This is a genomic window from Pedobacter sp. MC2016-05 (assembly GCF_026239735.1).
Classification (GTDB): domain Bacteria; phylum Bacteroidota; class Bacteroidia; order Sphingobacteriales; family Sphingobacteriaceae; genus Pedobacter.
The window spans coordinates 104,784-123,704 of sequence record NZ_JAPIVT010000019.1; the positions used below are offsets into that span (position 1 = coordinate 104,784).

The following is an 18,921-nucleotide window of genomic DNA, read 5'->3' on the forward strand; positions in this document are numbered from 1 at the left end:
ATGGTAGTGTAGCAAAAAATCTTTTGAAGAACAACGCATGCCTTTTACTAATCCAAGACAAGTTGTTTTCTATTAAAAATTAAATTTTAGTTATCAAAAATGATGTTCTTCTATTGCTTTTTCGCCCAAGCTCGGTTTTATTATCTGCAATTGGTTTATTTGCCCCAAAACCTTTAAACGTGAGTCTTTTGGCTTCAATATTGTTTTTCAATAAATATTCGTAAACAGCATTTGCTCTATTAAACGATAACTTTTCGTTCAATTTATCATCGCCTATATTATCTGTATGACCTTGAATTTCGATATCTACCGTTGGATTTTGAGTTAAGAACTCAATTAATAAATCGAGTTCTCTAATTGATGCCGGCAAAAGATTGTACTTATTAGTGTCGAAGAAAATATTTCTCAAAGTTACATTGCCACCTTGTTTAATTTTTTCGATGTAGACTTCTATTTGGAAGGGCTTGTTGATATCGCCAGCCTTTAATTCAAAGTTTTCAGAATAAAACAAATAACCCTCTGCATTAACATTGAAAAGATAATTACTTCCGATAGGCATAACAGCTAGAAACTGACCGGTTTCGGGATCGGTATAGTCATCAAAAACTGTATTGTTTGATTTTAAATCGATAACCTGAACATTGCTTTCTATCGTTTTCTTGGTGTCCTTATCTCTCACTATTCCTTTTACATAAGAAACTTTCATTGGTTTCGCAATTTCCGGCAAACCGAAACTATAAATGTCCTGACCACCGAAGCCATCTTTTAAGTTAGAGGAAAACATTCCCGTATTTCCATCAGCACTAACAATTAAACCGCTCTCATCATCAAATGAATTTATCGGATAGCCGATATTAACAGGTTTTTGAAACTTTCCTCCAACATCCATTCTGCTGTAGTAAATATCTTTGTTTCCAAAGCCTGGCCATCCATCTGAGGAAAAGTAAAGAGTCTTTCCATCAGCGTGTAGGAAGGGGGTGTTTTCATCGTAAATTGTATTTATTTCAGGACCAAGATTTATAGCAGGTCCCCATTTGGCATCATCAGTAATAGTGCTTTTCCAGATATCGTAGCCTCCCGAACCGCCGGGACGGTTGCTGATGAAATATAATGTTCTACCATCTGGACTAATTGCAGGTTGCGACTCCCAATACTCAGAATTTACAGGTTTGCCAATATTATACGGTTCGCCCCAATCTTTGCCTTCTCGGTGAGAAACGTAAATATCACATCGACCCAGCCCATCTGGGCGATTACATCCCGTAAAAAATAAATATTTTCCATCTGGAGATATCGTTTGAGCGCCTTCATTGTATCTGGTCGTATTAATGTTGGCTGATAAAGGCGTAGCTAAATTCCATGAATTATTCTTGAATTGAGAAGTCCAAAAGTCTTCATTCCCATTCATCAGGCGAGTAAACACTAATGTTTCTCCATCGGCTGTTAAAGCAGGGAAATACTCTGAATCGTTTGTATTAACGCCATTTCCTAGGTTAGCTGGTGCGTACTTAACAGGCTTCTTAATTTCAAGGGATGCAAAATCACAGTCCATTAAGTATTTCCTTGCTCGTTTTGCCCGGTCAGAAAAATTATCTAATAATAAGAATTCATTAAAATGTTTTTTTGCCTGATCATATTCTTGTGTGGCAAATTCCATCTCGGCTAAGCCATACATCACTTCGGGAGCTACATTTTTATTGATCAGTAACGCTTTTTGGTAAGCGGCTTTAGCATCTGAATATCTCTTTTGCGCTTTGTAAACGCCGCCGAGTAAGGCGAATGCATTTTGAAATAGGGGATCTGCCTCAACAGCACTTTTCAAAACTTGCTCGGCAGATGCATAATCTAATTTCTCAATGTATGGTCCTGCCTTTTCGAAAAAAGTTTGTGCTTTTCTGTTAGGTGAACTTTGAGCATAACAGGAAACAACTGTTATACTAAAGAATAAGAGAAACCAGTATTTCATTACATCAACATTTGGTGATCAAAGCTAATGTAGACTATTTAAGGAATATTTAAAAATTTATGCGTTTGCAAAGAGATCTCCCATTTTGGGTTAGCCATTACGTACTCGATAATCATCGGGGTAATTTCCTTAGATTTTGACCACTCTGGCTGAAGATAAAGCTTACAGGTTGGCGATACCATTGCCGCATATTCCTCTGCCCATTTAAAATCACTTTTATTAAAAACAATAACTTTCAACTCGTGGGCGAAAGGGGTAATATAGGGTCTGGGTGCTTTAAATTTCTTTGGTGATAAACAGATCCAATCCCAATGACCTGAAAGAGGATAAGCACCCGAAGTTTCAATAAATGTTAAGATACCTCTATCTCTAAGTTTTTGAGTGAGGTAGTCAAGATTATAAATAAGTGGTTCACCGCCAGTAATTACCACAGCTTTGCCCGGGAATTTATCTGCATTTTCTACAATTACATCAGCCGGAGTTAAGGGATGCATTTCAGCGTCCCAGCTTTCTTTCACATCACACCAGTGGCAACCTACATCACAACCACCTAAGCGGATAAAATAAGCTGCTTTTCCGGTGTTGAATCCTTCGCCCTGTATCGTATAGAACTCTTCCATTAAAGGAAGTAATGTGCCGTCTTCTGGTATATCTTGTTTCATTTTTGAGGATGCAAATATCTTAAAAAAATACGGTCTAGCAGTTCCTCTTTTAAAAATTAATGTAAAGATGAAATAAGACTGATATTTAAATAGTTATTTTAGCTGTATGAAGTGGTTCAAAGCGCTAAATATTAATCAAATCCCGAATGCCAATTCAATAAAGACGCTTGAGGTTAATGGCAAACAACTCTGCGTAATCAATAATGAAGAAAAAATTGTGGTAACCCAATCTTCTTGCCCACATGCTGGCGGTCACTTTTCTGGTGGTTGGTGCAAAAATGGAAATCTGATCTGTCCGATACATCGCTATGAATACAGTTTGGAAACCGGAAGAGGTGCAGAGGGTCAGGGCGATTATATTGACATTTATCCAAGTGAGTTAAGAGAAGATGGCTTGTATGTTGGTTTTGAAGAAGGCTGGTGGAGTAAGCTTTGGGGATAAGTTTAACCACAGATTAAAAAGGATGTACACAGATAGAGTTAAGCAAAAATATTAGCCACCGAAACTTTAATGAATAGAAACGAACTTAACTTCTGTGTTTTCGTTGCTAACAAATCTGTTTTTATCTTTGTCCATCTGTGGTTAAATCAGTTTAGTAAATACCTCTTGAAAAATGATTGGCAATTTAATACTTCAATATCAGCAAAATAAAAATCTTCACTATCTTCTGTAATGATGCATTTACAATCAACAGATTCAGCAGCATAATATTCTAATCCATCTTCAAAATCATGAATAGACTTGTTTGCAAGTGTATCTGAAACACCTTTTGATAAGTTTTCAGCAATTTTAATATGTTGACAGAGCAAATCGATTTTCTGTTTCGCTAACAGTGATTTATGTTTTTTTTCTGCAAAGTAAAAAGCAATTGCTAGGCAAAGTGGCGAAGTATAAACTTCAAATTTTGGATGAGATGCCAAACTTAAAATCCTTGAAGAATAAGTAAAAAGGGGATATTCTTTATTCAAAACTGAAACTAAAACGTTTGCATCTAAAAATATCTTCATCGATTATTTTTTAGAAGAAAAGAACTCATCTTTTGATGCTTTACGGCCAGCTTTAACGGTTTTTTTATACTCTACTTCGCCCTGTGCAACCATACTTACCCAATCAGAAATGGGGTAATCTTCTAGTGATTTATAATCACTGCAAGTAACTTGCGTTAACAAATGCTCAATTAAACGCGATAGGCTAATATTGTTATCAGCAGCATATTTTTTAGCCTTTGTTACTACGTCTTGGTTAAAGCTTAAAGTTAGTTTCGAATCCATAACATTATATTTATAATCAAATATAATTATTTTACGTATAATAAAAAATATTTACACGTAAAAAAAGCAATCCATTATTTGAATTGCTTTTAATTATTTTTGAACCATGGATTTTTCGCTTTGGCGTTTAAGCTTTCAGCTTTAAGAATAAATTTCTTTCCTGGCTGATGCTAATGTATTCTTCAACAAACCTACAATCGTCATTAAACCGACTCCACCGGGAACAGGTGTAATATAAGATGCAATTGGCACTACGTTTTCGAAATCTACATCTCCATATAATTTGAAACCAGATTTTGTTTCAGTAGATGTTTCACGGTTGATACCCACATCAATAATTATAGCGCCGGGTTTTACCATGTCGGCGGTGATGAAATTCTTTTTGCCAATTGCTGCAATAATAATATCGCCTTGTAAAACCTGCTCTTTTAAATCTTTTGTACGAGAATGGGTAAGCGTAACTGTACAGTTGCCTGGGTTTGCATTTCGGGCCATTAAGATGCTCATTGGACTACCAACAATGTTACTTCTTCCTACTACTACACAATGCATCCCAGAAGTGTTAATGTTGTATTCCTGTAACATCAATAAAATTCCATAAGGTGTAGCAGGGATGAAGCAGGGTAGATTACGCATCATTCTGCCCAAGTTTACCGGATGAAAACCATCTACATCTTTACGGTAATCAATAGCTTCCGTAACTTTCTCAGGGTCTATATGTTTTGGTAAAGGAAGCTGAACAATTAGTCCATCAACATCAGCATCTTTGTTAATTTCTTCGATTTTAGCCAATAATTCAGCTTCAGTAACCGAATTATCATAACGGTGAAGTGAAGACTTGAAACCTACCTTCTCGCAGTTTTTCATCTTACTGGCTACATAGGTTTCGCTTCCGCCATCGTTGCCCACTAAAATGGCAACCAAATGAGGTTTGCGTCCATTGCTATTTAAAAATTCTGCAGCTTCTTCAGCAATCTGAACTTTAACTTTTTCTGATACGTATTTACCGTCTAATAATTTCATTCTTGAAGAGATGTGAAAAATGAGATTTAAGATCTGAGATCGAACAAATTGTCTAACGTCCCATGTCTATTATCTCATATCTAATTTTTAATCCAATTTCAAAACCGCCATAAATGCACTTTGTGGAATTTCTACGTTTCCAACCTGTCGCATGCGTTTTTTACCTTTTTTCTGTTTCTCTAATAATTTACGCTTCCTGGAAATATCACCACCGTAACATTTAGCTGTAACATCTTTACGTAAAGCACTAAGTGTTTCACGAGCGATCACTTTTGCGCCAATAGAAGCTTGAATTTTAATTTCGAACTGTTGACGAGGGATTAACTCTCTTAATTTCTCGCAAATTTTCTTTCCGAAATCGTAAGCGTTACTTCTGTGAATGAGTGAGGAAAGGGCATCAACCGGTTCATCATTAATTAACATATCTAAACGAACCAAATCTGATTTGCGGTAACCTACCTGGTGATAATCAAAAGATGCGTAGCCCTTTGAAATGGTTTTTAACTTATCATAAAAGTCGAAAACAATCTCGCCCATTGGCATTTCGAAAACCAGTTCAACCCGATCGGAAGTTAAGTACGATTGATTTACAATCGTTCCTCTTTTCTGAATACAGAGCGACATTACTGGTCCGACAAAATCGGCTTTGGTAATAATATTGGCTTTGATAAATGGTTCCTCAACAGAATCAAGTTTGCTCGGATCAGGCAGGTCTGAAGGATTGTTTACAAAAATCTCATCTCCTTTTGTAGTATGAGCGATGTAGGATACGTTAGGAACGGTTGTAATTACCGTCATGTCAAATTCACGCTCTAAACGCTCTTGAATGATCTCCATGTGCAACATTCCCAAAAATCCGCAACGGAAACCGAAGCCTAAGGCTGCCGAACTTTCAGGTTCAAATACGATAGATGCATCGTTCAACTGCAGCTTGTGCATTGCTTCACGAAGTTCTTCAAACTCGTCCGTATCAACAGGGTAGATCCCAGCGAATACCATTGGTTTAACTTCTTCAAAACCTTGAATTGCATCTAAAGATGGTCTTGCAGTTGTTGTAATAGTATCACCAACTTTTACTTCTCTGGCTTCTTTTATTCCTGAAATGATATAACCCACATCTCCGGTTTTAACCACGCTCCGTGGTGCCATGTCCAGTTTCAAAATCCCTACCTCATCAGCAAGGTATTCCTTTCCTGTATTGATAAATTTAACCTTATCGCCTTTTTTAATCTCGCCGTTTACCACTTTGTAATAAGCGATAATTCCTCTAAAAGAGTTAAAAACCGAGTCGAAAATTAAGGCTTGTAACGGTGCTTCAGGATCGCCAACAGGTGCTGGAACACGATCTACAATGGCTTGAATAATATCGGGAATTCCCAAGCCAGTTTTCCCCGATGCAGGAATAATATCTTCGCGTTTACAGCCAATTAAATCAATAATCTGATCTTTAACTTCCTCAGGCATCGCCCCAGGCAAATCCATTTTGTTTAAGATTGGAATAATTTCGAGGTCGTGTTCTAAAGCTAGATACAAATTCGAAATGGTTTGTGCTTGAATCCCTTGCGAAGCATCTACAATTAATAAAGCGCCTTCGCAAGCAGCGATAGAACGCGAAACTTCATAAGAGAAATCAACGTGTCCCGGGGTATCAATCAAGTTAAAGTTATATTCAATATCTCCAACCTTATAGTTCATTTGTATGGCATGACTTTTAATCGTTATGCCTCGCTCACGCTCCAAATCCATATTATCGAGCAATTGCGCCTGCGCTTCACGCTGCGAAATTGTCGCTGTATATTCTAATAACCTATCTGCCAAAGTGCTCTTGCCATGGTCGATATGTGCAATAATGCAAAAATTACGTATATGCTTCATCTTTGCGCAAAGATATGCTTTTTAATGGAAAATTTACCGTCGAAAATGGAATGCTAAGCGGCCAATTTTTTTATAAAACAAGGTAGTATTTGCTGATTAGAAAATTAATGACTTCTTCCGTTCAGGAGGAAAAAATCTTCGTTCGTTCCGTTATCTTATTTCCTGAAAAAATTCTGTTATTTTGAGGGAACAATCTCATTTATAGCAACAATAAATGCATAGTTACCATTACGTTTAATTGCTAAAGCTCACGATATATCAAATTAGCTGCTCAAAAGTCAACATTTTTTGCTTTTCAGCGTCAGGTATTGTAGTTGGTCTTTTTGTATTAGGGTCAACCGCTATGCAAACTGTTTTTCCTTTACTGCAAATTACTTCTTCGGTTCCCTTTAGTTTTACAATTTGATACTCCAAGTCAAAGCTTGTATTGCCAATTCGTGATGTTTTCACATGAACAGCTATTTTATCATTCATCACAATCGGCAGGATATAATCCAGTTCAGCATGAGCAATGACGATTCCAGTTTTATTCCAATCCCACTTTACAATTTCTTCCCAATACTTAGTTCTCGCAATTTCCAAGTAGGTAAAGTATACTGAATTATTCACATGGCCCATTAAATCAAAATCAACAAAACGAAGATGAATGTTCGTTTTATAGTTGAATTTGTCGGAAAAATCACGTATTTCTGACAATTTGTCTTTTGATTTCGATTTGTTTTGCCAAAATGTCTTAAAAATCATAAAAATTTGGTTTGGTATGTAAGTTGAATAACGACTGATATCAGATTAAAAAAATAAAATTAAAGATATGACACTTGTAAATTTTAATAACAGAACCCGCAACACAGCACCTTACTTTAACAATGTTTTCGATTCATTGTTTAGTGAAGCAGTAAGTAAAAACAAAATGGTTGATAGATCGCCAAACGTTAACATTCATGAAAATGAGACTGCATATGTGATTGAGTTGGCGGCACCAGGTTTGAAGAAAGAAGATTTTCAAATCAATTTAAAAAAAGATACGCTTTCTGTTTGGGCAGAAGTTAAAAAAGACGAAACACAGGTTGCTAAAGATTTTACCCGTAAAGAATTTGATTTCAGCTCGTTCGCCAGATCATTTAATTTGCCAGAAACTGCAGACGGCGAAAAAATTACCGCAGAATATAAAGATGGTATTCTGGTAATTAACATTGGCAAAAAAGACGATACTAAATTACAACATAAAGAAATTGTAGTATCGTAGAACAAAATATTCTCGAAAGAGGGTTTTTCATAATAGTTTAAGTTTAGGTTTTATAAGGTTAACGTTGGATGACGTTAACCTTATTTTTTTTGTATTTAGATTGATTTTAAGTTGAAACATCAAGTTAGCCTAACGTCATTTTTTTGTACTTTTGCGCCATGGAAAGAGAAATTCTGGATACTAAACGTAAAGCACTTAAAATTAATCTTGACCCAAGGATATACGGTACTTTTGCCGAAATTGGTGCAGGGCAAGAAGTTTCAAGGAATTTTTTTAACGCTGGTGCAGCTTCCGGAACCGTTGCAAAAACGATGTCGGCCTATGATATGACTTTTAGCGATGCGATTTATGGTGCTGAAACTAATGGTCGTTATGTAAGCCAGAATAGACTTTTGCAAATGCTCGATCATGAATTTGGCCTACTTAACGAAAGATTATCTGGCGAAAAATATGACAGTAGAACATTTTTTGCTTTTGCCGATACAGTTACCACACTAAATTATAAACGTACAAATGAACCTCACGGTTGGGTAGGACTTCGATTCCAAAACGAGCCAGGTGGTGCTCCAAATGAAATATTTTTCCATGTTCGCTTGCTTGATACCGATGTAAATATGCAACAGCGTGTGCTTGGTATTATTGGCGTTAATTTGGTTTATGCAGCCTTCTATCTTAATGAAGATCCAAAATTAATGGTTGAATCTTTAGCTGATAATTTAACGATCGGTTCGGTTGAAATAGATTTAATCTCGGTTAAGGGCCCGGCATTTCCTGGGGTAGATAATATCTTACTTAATTTATACATGATTATGAAAGATTTTTCTGCGGCAGCTATCTTTGACGCAGATACACACCCACGCCAGGCTAAAGATTTGTTGTACAAAAAGGATATCATGATTTTGCGAACCAAATATGGTCAGAAATCATTACCCAATTTCAATCTATTTAACAAGGCTACAGAGCAATTTAAACGAACCAATAAAGTAGAGGAGGGAAATATTGCTGTTATGATCGAGGTTTTATTGACCAATGTTTTAACGGATGAACAGGAAACTCCTGACCATATTGATTTAGAATCGGTTGCTAAACGTACGCAAGAAATGTGCGATACTGGAAATATTGTGATCGTTTCAAATTTCACTCGTCATAATAGATTAGCTAAGTATTTGGCTCGTTGTAAGCCAAAAAGTGTTGGCCTAGCTACTAACATTAACAACTTGAAGTTCGTTTTTAACTCTACAAATTTTAAAGGTGAAAATTATTCTGGTCAGTTATTGAGCTATGTTAACGACATGTTCAACACAAATGTTCGTTTATTTGCCTATCCGTTTTTAGATAAAAAAACAAATGAAGTAATTACAACTTCGAATATGCCTGTTACGCCTGAGGCAAAGCCACTTTTTGATTTTCTCTTAGTTAACGGTTACATCACCGATATTAAAGATTACAGTGAAGATGAAGTAAAAACGGTTTAGTTTATACGTTATCATCCCCGAGAAATCTACTTTGATATTTTAAATGATCATCAAAGGCTTTGAAGGGTAGTTCCTGTTTCAGTAACTCTCAAACTATGTTTTGCGCCACATTTCAGTGCAAAATTATTTCGTTGATGCCCTACAGGGAAGTCAAATGCGATCGGGTAGTTGTAGTTTTTAACTTTTTCCAACACTATCTCATAAATAGTTTTGCCAAACTCTTGGCCAGTATCATCTGGTTTAACTTTGAAACCTCCGATTATCAAACCTTTCAGGTTTTTTAGTTTACCGCTACGTTTCAAGTTCCATAACATCCTATCGATGCTGTAAAGGTATTCACCTGTATCTTCAATAAAGAGAATTTTATCTTTGGTGTCCAAATCGGAATCACTGCCAGACAGTGTTTCAATAATACTCAGATTTCCACCAACTAAAACTCCTTTTACGCTTCCTAGTTTATTATTCATGTTTGTGGGGGCTGAATATCCCATTGGTGCTCCAATTAAGGCATTTTTTATTGATAAGATGGTTTCGATCTGAATGGGTTCTGCTTTGGTCCAATCATCTGGAAAACTGTTACACATTTTGGAGTGAATAGAAGCAATGCCATAGTTTTTGGCTAGGTGGCAATGTAAAACAGTGATGTCACTAAATCCAATAATCCATTTTGGATTTTTTTTGAATGATGAAAAATCTAATTGATCAATGATTCTGACGAAGCCATATCCGCCCCGGGCACACATGATGGCTTTTATATTGGGGTCGTCCAACATCGTTTGGAAATCCTTCAATCTTTCCTCATCTGTGCCGCCGTAAGTGAAATCACGTTTTCCAATTGTTTCACCTATTTTTATTTGGAAACCCCAGCTTTGCATTTGCAAAATTGAAGGCTGCACTTGTTCCGTAGTGATAAAACCAGCCGGACTTGTTATTCCAATCCAATCGCCTTGATTTAAATATGGTGGTATCTTAAATGATGAAGGTTCGCTTTCAATACTTTTGCCGAAGCTTTTTAAAATGGGCATTATGGTAGCAGCTGCAATAAAAGAGGAAAGGAATTTTTTTCTGTTCATCTGTTTTCAAGAAGTAATTGATATAAAAAGCTAATGTAAAGTAAATAATTTTTGTTCAAAAGAAAAGGGATCTATATCCATAAATCCCTTTTTTAAACCAAACAAATTAATCTGTAAAAGATTAGTATAATGTGAATTATATAGATAACCGCTGATAAAATAAAAAGTTTGATGTTTGATGAATTTATTTTTTGATAACCGAAGTGGGTATCAGTTTAAAGTTCAATCAATAGAGCGAATACACTTGATTATTATATTTTATATATTTTAGCAAATCAATTTTTACTAGAGATAATTCAGTTAAGCTGGAGTCTCCAATTCCGAATTTAAATGAATAAAGCTATTTTTCTAGACCGTGATGGCGTTTTGAATCACGAAATTTATGATTACATCTGCCGTGTTGAAGATTTTAAGATCCTGGAGTATCAAATTCCCGTGCTGAAGAAATTATATGATGAAGGTTTTCTGCTTATTGTAATCACAAATCAAGGCGGCATTGCGTTAAAAAGGTATAGCGAGCAAGAGCTGGCAATTATGCATCAAATGTTGAGAAATGCTTTTGTAGCAAAAGGCGCTGATATTGCTGGTTTTTACTATTGTCCACACCATCCAACTGTTGGCGGGGAGTGTAAATGTCGCAAACCTGCCTCTGGAATGATTCTGGATGCTATTGAGATGTATGATATCGATCCTGCTCAATCGGTAATGATTGGCGATAAGCCAAGAGACGTAGAGGCTGCAAATGGGGCAGGAGTGAAAGGTATTCTGATTGAGCCCGACGAGCAGATTAGTTACGAAAAAGTGAAGGAAGTTTTGAGTTTAGAGTTTAAATTAGGTAGTTTCTAGTTCTTTTTGGGGTCGGCACATCCTAAGTACTCAACCGAAAAACTCATATCTCTCTTATCCATCTAAACATCAATAAAAATAAAAAGTCCTAAGTAAGAGTTAAACTCAATGCTTAGGACTTTTTTTAGACTCCAGACTTTCGACTGAATACTCCGGACTTATTTCCCTGCTGCCTTAGCGTGATCTGCTAAGAAAGTAGCTAAACCACTATCAGTTAATGGGTGTTTTAGTAAACCAACAATCGCAGCTAATGGAGCTGTAATTACGTCTGCACCTAATTTAGCACAGTTAACAATATGCAACGGTCCGCGGATTGATGCTGCTAAGATTTGAGTTTCGTAACCGTAGTTATCAAAAATTGTTCTGATGTCTTCAATCAATACTAATCCATCGCTAGAAATATCATCCAAACGACCTAAAAATGGAGAAACATAAGTTGCGCCAGCTTTAGCAGCTAATAATGCCTGTCCGGCAGAGAATATTAAAGTACAATTTGTTTTAATTCCTTTTGATGAGAAATATTTGATGGCTTTAACACCATCTTTAATCATCGGAACTTTAACAACTATTTTTGGGTTTAAAGCAGCAAGTGCTTCACCTTCTTTAACGATTTCATCAAAGGTAGTCGAGATCACTTCTGCACTAACATTATCTTCAACGATATCGCAAATGGCTTTGTAGTGGTTAATTACATTTTCTTCGCCAGTGATACCTTCCTTAGCCATTAAGCTTGGGTTAGTGGTTACGCCATCTAAAATGCCTAAATCATGTGCTTCCTTGATTTGATCAAGATTTGCTGTGTCAATAAAAAATTTCATGGTTATAAATTCTTAAGTATTTGAGTTTCAAAATTGAACCCTGAAGAATTTAATTCCCCCTTCAGGGGATTAAGGGAAAAGAAAAAAAAGGGCAAGCACCTTCTATCGCACCGCTACAACCTTCTACCCTTGCTATGTTCCCATCCTGGGGGAGTTCAAAGGGAGCTGGTCGTAAAAGACTTGCCCGCCACAAAGGTAGAAAAAGATGTTGTTTTGCAAAATGCATTTTTTTAAATTTTTAGTCATTTAGGCTATCTAACTGATTCATACCAAAATAAAATTAAGGGAGGAGCTGTGTTGCTCAATGCACCTATATAAATGCAGCTGATGAAGTCACTTAAACACGATAATTAATTAGTAAGTGTCAGTGACACTCAAAATTTATTAATAAACATTATTTTCATATATGATTTTATTTGCTAAATCGTTTTTGTACGATAAGGCCTGACAAAAGCTATTATTTCGAGGAAAAAATCGAATTATGAAATCCGTAAATAATTACTTTTAAAATTAATTATTTTGCAAATAATATGTCGATATTTGCTTTTAAACTAAAATAATCCTAAAAAGCATAACAACTCTGTAATTTAAAATTCGTTTTTTGTATCTTAGTGTTTCCTATACACTAACAACTAACGAGCAAAGAATGGAACCAAACAGTGGATTGTACGATGCGCAATTTGAACACGATGCCTGCGGTATTGGGTTCGTTGCACATGTGAAAGGGCGAAAATCGCATCAAATCATCTCCGATGCACTTACTATTTTAGAAAATCTAGATCATAGAGGGGCATGTGGAGCAGAACCAAATACGGGCGATGGTGCCGGTATAATGATTCAAATTCCCCACGAATTTTTTTATGATGAATGTTTAAAAGCTGGCTTTAGCTTACCAGAAACCAATAATTACGGTGTGGGTCAGTTATTTATGCCAAAGGATATCAGATCAAGAGAAGAGTGCCGTGAACTTATTTACCGTGCTGCAGAAAAGCTTGGTCTGGAGATTTTAGGATTTAGAAAGGTTGACGTAGATACTACTGATATCGGTAACATGGCGCTTTCTGTGGAACCTGAAATTGAGCAGGTTTTTATCGGTCGGCCGTACACAGTTAATCCTGGTGCTGATTTTGAGCGCAAGCTATACATTTTTAAAAATTACCTGATTAAACTAATAACCAATACGGTTCATGGCGGTAAAGATTTTTATATCGTTTCCCTTTCTGCGCAAACGATCATTTATAAGGGTCAGCTTACTTCTTTACAGGTTCGTACCTATTTTAATGATTTAAGCGACAAACGTGTGGTTTCTGCTTTAGGGTTAGTTCACTCACGTTTTGCAACGAATACTTTTCCCTCATGGAGATTAGCTCAGCCATTCCGCTTTATAGCGCACAATGGAGAGATCAATACGTTACAAGGAAACTTAAACTGGTTTAGAGCTGGGGTAAAATCTTTTGCGTCTGCCTATTTTACACCAGAAGAACTGGATATGTTATTGCCTGTTATCGATGAAACGAACTCAGATTCAGGCTGTTTAGATAACGTTATTGAGTTATTGCTACATGCAGGCAGAACCCTTCCGCATGTATTGATGATGTTGGTTCCTGAAGCTTGGGATGGTAATGAGGATATGGATCCCGTTAAGAAAGCCTTTTATGAATTCCATGCTACTTTAATGGAGCCTTGGGATGGACCAGCGGCAATTGCATTTACCGATGGCAAGTTAATTGGCGCTACGTTGGATCGCAATGGTTTACGTCCATCTCGTTATGCCATCACTTCTGATGATCGTGTAATAATGGGTTCTGAAGCGGGTGCTTTAGCAATCGACCAGAGCACAATTATTGAAAAAGGTCGTTTAACACCTGGTAAAATGTTCGTTGTTGATATGGAACAGGGACGAATTATTAGTGATGAAGAGATTAAAACTCAGGTTTGTAGCAAAAGCCCATATGCTGATTGGATTAACCAATATCAAATTCGTTTGGAAGAGTTACCTGAACCACGTGTAATGTTTACGGGACTATCTGAAGAATCTATCTTTAAATATCAGCAGGTTTTTGGTTACAGTAGAGAAGACATTGATTTGTTGTTGAAACCTATGGCTGTTGAGGCTAAGGAACCAATCGGTTCAATGGGGACAGATACGCCACTTGCCATTTTATCAAAACGTCCACAACATTTATCAAACTACTTTAAGCAGCTTTTTGCACAAGTAACTAATCCGCCAATCGATCCGATCCGGGAAAAAGTGGTTATGAGTTTAGCTAGTTTTATGGGTAGCAATGGTAACTTATTAGAGGAAAATTCTTTGCAATCACATTGTGTGGCCATTAAACATCCAATTTTAACTAATCAGGAGTTAGAGAAATTAAGAAGTATTGATACCGGGGTTTTTCAGGCAAAAACATTGCAAACCTATTTTAGGGCCGACGGGAAACCAGGTGCAATGGCGAAAGCTTTAGATCGCTTATGCCGTTATGCTGTTGATGCTGTAGAAGATGGTTTTCAGGTGATCGTGTTAACCGATAGAGCAATAGATTCGGAACATGCTGCAATGCCATCATTATTGGCTGTTTCGGCTGTACATCACCACTTAATTCGTAAAGGGTATCGTGGCGCTGTAGGTATTGTAATTGAGGGTGGAGATATTTGGGAAGTTCATCATTTTGCTACCTTATTAGGTTTCGGTGTTACGGCTATAAATCCATATCTGGCCTTGGAAACAATCAATGGTTTTCAAGAAGAATCTGGTTTATCGGCAGAGCAATTAACAAAAAACTACATCTATGCGGTAAATAGTGGTTTGCTTAAGATTTTCTCTAAAATGGGGATCTCTACCTTGCAATCTTACCAAGGTGCGCAAATTTTCGAAATTCTTGGTCTGAATAAACAAGTAGTAAACACTTATTTCACAGGAGCAGTTTCTCGTATTGGTGGTTTAGGCTTAGATGAAATAGCAAAGGAAACGTTGATTAAACATCACCGCAGTTTCGGACCAGCAACACAAACTGAAAATTTATTGCCGGCAGGAGGAACTTACAAATTTCGTCGTAGGGGTGAGGCACATTTGTTTAACCCGCAAACGATACACTTGTTGCAAAACGCGACACGTAAGAATGATTACAACATTTTCAAGCAATATTCAAAGTTGGTAAATGAGCAAACTCAACAAGCTTATACCATCCGTGGGTTGTTTGATTTTAATTATACCCGACCATCGGTTCCATTAAATGAAGTAGAATCTACCGAGGCAATCTTAAAAAGATTTGCAACTGGAGCAATGTCATTTGGTTCAATTTCCCACGAGGCACACTCTACTTTAGCTATCGCGATGAACCGAATTGGTGGTAAAAGCAATACAGGCGAGGGTGGTGAGGATGAAATGCGCTACACAAAAATGGAAAATGGAGACAGCATGCGGTCTGCCATTAAACAAGTTGCATCTGCTCGTTTTGGCGTAACCAGTTATTATTTAACCAATGCTGATGAGCTGCAGATTAAAATGGCTCAAGGTGCGAAACCTGGAGAAGGTGGTCAATTACCAGGTCATAAAGTGGATGATTGGATTGCAAAAGTGCGCCACTCTACACCAGGTGTAGGCTTGATTTCTCCGCCTCCGCATCACGATATTTATTCAATTGAAGATTTAGCGCAGCTGATTTACGATTTGAAAAATGCCAATCGGGCTGCCAGAATTAATGTCAAATTGGTATCCAAAGCAGGAGTTGGAACCATTGCAGCAGGGGTAGCTAAAGCACATGCTGATGTTATTCTGGTTTCGGGTTTTGATGGGGGTACAGGTGCATCGCCATTAACTTCTATTCAACATGCTGGCTTACCTTGGGAACTTGGTTTAGCAGAAGCGCACCAGACTTTGGTTAAAAACAGATTACGTAACCGCATCGTTCTGCAAACGGATGGACAACTAAAGACGGGTAGAGATATTGCTATTGCAGCTTTGTTAGGTGCTGAAGAATGGGGAGTAGCTACCGCTGCCTTGGTTACTGCTGGTTGTATCATGATGCGTAAATGCCATTTAAATACTTGCCCGGTTGGTGTGGCGACACAAGACCCTGAATTAAGAAAATTATTTAGTGGTGATGCAGCTCACGTAGTGAATCTTTTCCATTTTCTCGCTGAAGAATTACGTGAGATTATGGCTGAACTTGGTTTCAGAACCATTCATGAAATGATTGGACAAGCCGATATTTTAAAGGTTAGGGAATTACCAGAAGAAGATTGGAAATTAAAGTATCTGGATCTTTCTGCAATTCTTTTTAAAGCGGAAGATAACGGATTGCCTTTATTTAATACGGAAGAGCAGGATCATGGCTTGACACACGTTTTAGATCATCAACTAATCGCAGCTGCACAACCTGCAATTACCAATAATGAGCCTGTTTTTGCGAGCTTTAACGTGAAAAATACCGATCGTTCATTGGGAACTATGTTATCTAACGAGATTTCTAAAGTGCATTTGGGTGCAGGTCTGCCGCCCGATACCATCAACTTCAAGTTTGTAGGTTCGGCAGGACAAAGTTTCGGTGCATTTAATACCCGTGGAGTTACGTTATCTTTAGAAGGTGAAGCAAATGACTATGTGGGTAAAGGTTTATCTGGTGCTCGTTTAGCCATTTATCCTTTTTCAAATTCAACTTTCATTCCAGAGCAAAATATTATCATTGGTAACGTAGCGCTTTATGGAGCAACTTCTGGTGAGTTATTCGCCCGTGGTAAAGCTGGTGAGCGTTTCGCAGTTCGCAACTCGGGTGCCACCGCAGTAGTAGAAGGTGTTGGGGATCACGGTTGTGAATACATGACCGGTGGTGAAGTGCTGATTCTTGGTGATACTGGAAGTAATTTTGCAGCAGGAATGAGTGGAGGTGTAGCTTGGGTGTATGATACCAAAGGAACTTTTGCCCGTAAATGCAATAAAGAAATGGTTGATCTCGATCCATTACAAACTGAAGATGAACAAAGAATTCTCGCTTTACTTAAAACGCATATCCGTCTGACTGATAGTAAAGTAGCAGAATTTATCTTAAGCGATTGGAAAACACAATCCAATCATTTTGTAAAGGTATTTCCTAAGGAATACAAAGCAGTTTTAGCAAAACGTAATCAACAAGTAAAAACACACTAAGCCATGGGAAAAGTAACAGGATTTCAAGAATACGATAGAGTTGCGCCCACAAGAGAAGAGGCTAAAACTCGTGTAAAACATTATGGGGAATTTTTAAATGAATTACCTGCACAAGAATTAAACAATCAAGCTGCCCGTTGTATGGATTGTGGCGTTCCGTTTTGTCAATCAGGTTGCCCATTGGGTAATGTGATTCCAGAATTTAACGATGCCGTTTATCAAGGTAAATGGGAGCAGGCAGCGGAAATTTTATTAAGCACTAACAATTTCCCTGAATTCACTGGTCGAATTTGTCCGGCACCATGCGAATCTGCATGTGTGTTAGGTATCAATCGTCCGCCAGTTTCTATTGAGGAAATTGAAAAGCATATTATAGAGATTGCGTTTGAAAAGGGTTTTATCAAAGCGAAAAAGCCATTAATCAGAACAGGCAAAAAAGTTGCCGTTATCGGTTCAGGTCCTGCAGGATTAGCCGCTGCTGCTCAGCTGAATAAGGTTGGGCATGAAGTTACGGTTTTCGAACGTGATGATGCACCTGGTGGTTTATTAAGATATGGTATTCCGGATTTTAAACTACAGAAAAATGTGGTGGATCGCCGGATTGATTTGATGAAAGAAGAAGGAATAATCTTTAGAACAAATACCAATGTAGGTGTGAACGTAGAAATCAGTACGCTTTTAAGAGATTTCAATGCGGTAGTGCTGGCTGGAGGTTCAACCATTCCTCGTGATCTCGCAATTCCTGGTCGTGAGGCAAAAGGGGTTCACTTTGCCATGGATTTCTTAAAGCAGCAAAACAAACGTGTCGCAAACAGAGAGATTATTGCTGAAGATATTTTAGCTAATGGTAAAAATGTGATCGTAATTGGTGGTGGAGACACAGGATCCGACTGTATCGGAACCTCGAATCGCCATGGTGCTAAATCGGTGACCCAATTTGAAATTATGCCAATGCCGCCGCAAACACGAACAGAAAATATGCCTTGGCCAAATTATCCAATGCTTCTGAAAAATACTTCTTCTCATGAAGAAGGTGCACAGAGAGCTTGGTCGGTTAATACTAAAAATTTTATTGCCGACGAAAATGGAAATTTAAAAGCATTGAAGGTTGTAGATGTAGAGTGGGAAATTGATGCTGTTGGACGTCCCGTTTCATTTAAAGAAGTGGCTGGTACAGAAAGAGATTTGCCTTGCGAATTGGTTTTCTTGGCCATGGGTTTCTTGCATCCACAAAAAGAAGGTTTACTCGAAAAGCTTGGTATCGAATTGGATAATAGAGGGAATGTAAAAGCTTCAGAACATACCTATCAAACTAACATTGCGAAGATTTTCGCAGCTGGTGATGTTCGCAGGGGTCAATCCTTAGTAGTTTGGGCAATCTCCGAAGGGAGAGAAGCCGCTCGTAAAGTAGACGAATACTTGATGGGAACTACAAAACTGGCATCGAGAGATGCTGTAGCTTATGCTTAGTTAACAGGTTTTTAATTTTTATTTTTAGGGTCGTGGTGCAAGCCACGAC

The 18,921-nt window shown here is 37.5% G+C and carries 15 protein-coding genes and 1 other RNA gene; 6 read left to right on the forward strand and 10 right to left on the reverse strand.

Translation table 11 applies throughout. The annotated features are described in order from the left end of the window. Window positions 1-79: 79 nt before the first annotated feature. Window positions 80-1,966 (reverse strand): OmpA family protein, encoded by a 1,887-nt coding sequence (locus OQZ33_RS19860; protein ID WP_265801097.1) that lies wholly within the window; start codon window positions 1,964-1,966, stop codon window positions 80-82. Window positions 1,967-2,004: 38 nt separating this feature from the next. After that, entirely contained in the window at window positions 2,005-2,628 is a 624-nt protein-coding gene (locus OQZ33_RS19865; protein WP_265801099.1) for a 7-carboxy-7-deazaguanine synthase QueE, read from the reverse strand. 106 nt (window positions 2,629-2,734) lie between these two features. Here OQZ33_RS19865 and OQZ33_RS19870 point away from each other — a divergent pair, with 106 nt between their 5' ends. Beyond that, window positions 2,735-3,070 carry a Rieske (2Fe-2S) protein gene (locus OQZ33_RS19870; protein ID WP_265801101.1) on the forward strand — a complete coding sequence of 112 codons (336 nt, stop codon included), beginning with the start codon at window positions 2,735-2,737 and terminating at the stop codon, window positions 3,068-3,070. A gap of 146 nt (window positions 3,071-3,216) precedes the next feature. Here the strand turns inward: OQZ33_RS19870 and OQZ33_RS19875 are convergent, their stop codons facing one another. The 5 genes from OQZ33_RS19875 to OQZ33_RS19895 form a co-directional block, all read right to left on the reverse strand. Beyond that, a complete protein-coding gene (locus tag OQZ33_RS19875) occupies window positions 3,217-3,636 on the reverse strand; it encodes a PIN domain-containing protein (protein WP_265801103.1) in 420 nt (139 codons plus the stop codon). Between the two features lie 3 nt (window positions 3,637-3,639). Then, window positions 3,640-3,900, reverse strand: coding sequence for a DUF6364 family protein (locus tag OQZ33_RS19880; protein WP_265801104.1), 261 nt, complete (start codon window positions 3,898-3,900; stop codon window positions 3,640-3,642). 141 nt (window positions 3,901-4,041) lie between these two features. Further along, window positions 4,042-4,923: a bifunctional 5,10-methylenetetrahydrofolate dehydrogenase/5,10-methenyltetrahydrofolate cyclohydrolase gene (locus tag OQZ33_RS19885; protein WP_265801105.1), complete on the reverse strand. Its 882-nt coding sequence runs from the start codon at window positions 4,921-4,923 to the stop codon at window positions 4,042-4,044. Window positions 4,924-5,010: 87 nt separating this feature from the next. Continuing rightward, the gene (lepA, locus tag OQZ33_RS19890; RefSeq protein WP_056848806.1) at window positions 5,011-6,798 is read right to left on the reverse strand and encodes a translation elongation factor 4; all 1,788 of its coding nucleotides are present in this window, start codon (window positions 6,796-6,798) and stop codon (window positions 5,011-5,013) included. Between the two features lie 258 nt (window positions 6,799-7,056). After that, window positions 7,057-7,542 (reverse strand): thioesterase family protein, encoded by a 486-nt coding sequence (locus OQZ33_RS19895; RefSeq protein WP_322975098.1) that lies wholly within the window; start codon window positions 7,540-7,542, stop codon window positions 7,057-7,059. Between the two features lie 67 nt (window positions 7,543-7,609). Between OQZ33_RS19895 and OQZ33_RS19900 the strand changes: the two genes are divergently transcribed. Together OQZ33_RS19900 and OQZ33_RS19905 are read left to right on the forward strand one after the other, a co-directional pair. Then, complete coding sequence (locus OQZ33_RS19900) at window positions 7,610-8,044, forward strand: Hsp20/alpha crystallin family protein (RefSeq protein ID WP_265801107.1); 435 nt, start codon at window positions 7,610-7,612, stop codon at window positions 8,042-8,044. 158 nt (window positions 8,045-8,202) lie between these two features. Further along, entirely contained in the window at window positions 8,203-9,519 is a 1,317-nt protein-coding gene (locus OQZ33_RS19905) for a nicotinamide mononucleotide adenylyltransferase (protein ID WP_265801108.1), read from the forward strand. A gap of 50 nt (window positions 9,520-9,569) precedes the next feature. Here the strand turns inward: OQZ33_RS19905 and OQZ33_RS19910 are convergent, their stop codons facing one another. After that, window positions 9,570-10,592: a S66 peptidase family protein gene (locus OQZ33_RS19910; RefSeq protein WP_265801109.1), complete on the reverse strand. Its 1,023-nt coding sequence runs from the start codon at window positions 10,590-10,592 to the stop codon at window positions 9,570-9,572. Between the two features lie 330 nt (window positions 10,593-10,922). Between OQZ33_RS19910 and OQZ33_RS19915 the strand changes: the two genes are divergently transcribed. Next, window positions 10,923-11,438 (forward strand): D-glycero-alpha-D-manno-heptose-1,7-bisphosphate 7-phosphatase, encoded by a 516-nt coding sequence (locus OQZ33_RS19915; RefSeq protein ID WP_265801110.1) that lies wholly within the window; start codon window positions 10,923-10,925, stop codon window positions 11,436-11,438. Between the two features lie 158 nt (window positions 11,439-11,596). On the opposite strand, the gene fsa is transcribed toward OQZ33_RS19915, so the two are convergent. Beyond that, window positions 11,597-12,256 (reverse strand): fructose-6-phosphate aldolase, encoded by a 660-nt coding sequence (fsa, locus tag OQZ33_RS19920; RefSeq protein WP_265801112.1) that lies wholly within the window; start codon window positions 12,254-12,256, stop codon window positions 11,597-11,599. A gap of 86 nt (window positions 12,257-12,342) precedes the next feature. Continuing rightward, window positions 12,343-12,442: signal recognition particle sRNA small type (gene ffs, locus OQZ33_RS19925), an RNA gene on the reverse strand. A 460-nt stretch (window positions 12,443-12,902) separates the two neighbouring features. On the opposite strand from ffs, the gene gltB reads away from it, so the two are divergent. Continuing rightward, the gene (gene gltB / locus OQZ33_RS19930) at window positions 12,903-17,402 is read left to right on the forward strand and encodes a glutamate synthase large subunit (protein ID WP_265801113.1); all 4,500 of its coding nucleotides are present in this window, start codon (window positions 12,903-12,905) and stop codon (window positions 17,400-17,402) included. 3 nt (window positions 17,403-17,405) lie between these two features. Continuing rightward, the gene (locus OQZ33_RS19935) at window positions 17,406-18,872 is read left to right on the forward strand and encodes a glutamate synthase subunit beta (protein ID WP_265801114.1); all 1,467 of its coding nucleotides are present in this window, start codon (window positions 17,406-17,408) and stop codon (window positions 18,870-18,872) included. Window positions 18,873-18,921: the final 49 nt, after the last annotated feature.

Bases quoted from the DNA above. Each gene is read 5' to 3' on its own strand.
- OQZ33_RS19860 (WP_265801097.1), bottom strand. From the start codon at position 1,966: ATGAAATACTGGTTTCTCTTATTCTTTAGTATAACAGTTGTTTCCTGT.
- OQZ33_RS19865 (WP_265801099.1), bottom strand. From the start codon at position 2,628: ATGAAACAAGATATACCAGAAGACGGCACATTACTTCCTTTAATGGAA.
- OQZ33_RS19870 (WP_265801101.1), top strand. From the start codon at position 2,735: ATGAAGTGGTTCAAAGCGCTAAATATTAATCAAATCCCGAATGCCAAT.
- OQZ33_RS19875 (WP_265801103.1), bottom strand. From the start codon at position 3,636: ATGAAGATATTTTTAGATGCAAACGTTTTAGTTTCAGTTTTGAATAAA.
- OQZ33_RS19880 (WP_265801104.1), bottom strand. From the start codon at position 3,900: ATGGATTCGAAACTAACTTTAAGCTTTAACCAAGACGTAGTAACAAAG.
- OQZ33_RS19885 (WP_265801105.1), bottom strand. From the start codon at position 4,923: ATGAAATTATTAGACGGTAAATACGTATCAGAAAAAGTTAAAGTTCAG.
- lepA (WP_056848806.1), bottom strand. From the start codon at position 6,798: ATGAAGCATATACGTAATTTTTGCATTATTGCACATATCGACCATGGC.
- OQZ33_RS19895 (WP_322975098.1), bottom strand. From the start codon at position 7,542: ATGATTTTTAAGACATTTTGGCAAAACAAATCGAAATCAAAAGACAAA.
- OQZ33_RS19900 (WP_265801107.1), top strand. From the start codon at position 7,610: ATGACACTTGTAAATTTTAATAACAGAACCCGCAACACAGCACCTTAC.
- OQZ33_RS19905 (WP_265801108.1), top strand. From the start codon at position 8,203: ATGGAAAGAGAAATTCTGGATACTAAACGTAAAGCACTTAAAATTAAT.
- OQZ33_RS19910 (WP_265801109.1), bottom strand. From the start codon at position 10,592: ATGAACAGAAAAAAATTCCTTTCCTCTTTTATTGCAGCTGCTACCATA.
- OQZ33_RS19915 (WP_265801110.1), top strand. From the start codon at position 10,923: ATGAATAAAGCTATTTTTCTAGACCGTGATGGCGTTTTGAATCACGAA.
- fsa (WP_265801112.1), bottom strand. From the start codon at position 12,256: ATGAAATTTTTTATTGACACAGCAAATCTTGATCAAATCAAGGAAGCA.
- gltB (WP_265801113.1), top strand. From the start codon at position 12,903: ATGGAACCAAACAGTGGATTGTACGATGCGCAATTTGAACACGATGCC.
- OQZ33_RS19935 (WP_265801114.1), top strand. From the start codon at position 17,406: ATGGGAAAAGTAACAGGATTTCAAGAATACGATAGAGTTGCGCCCACA.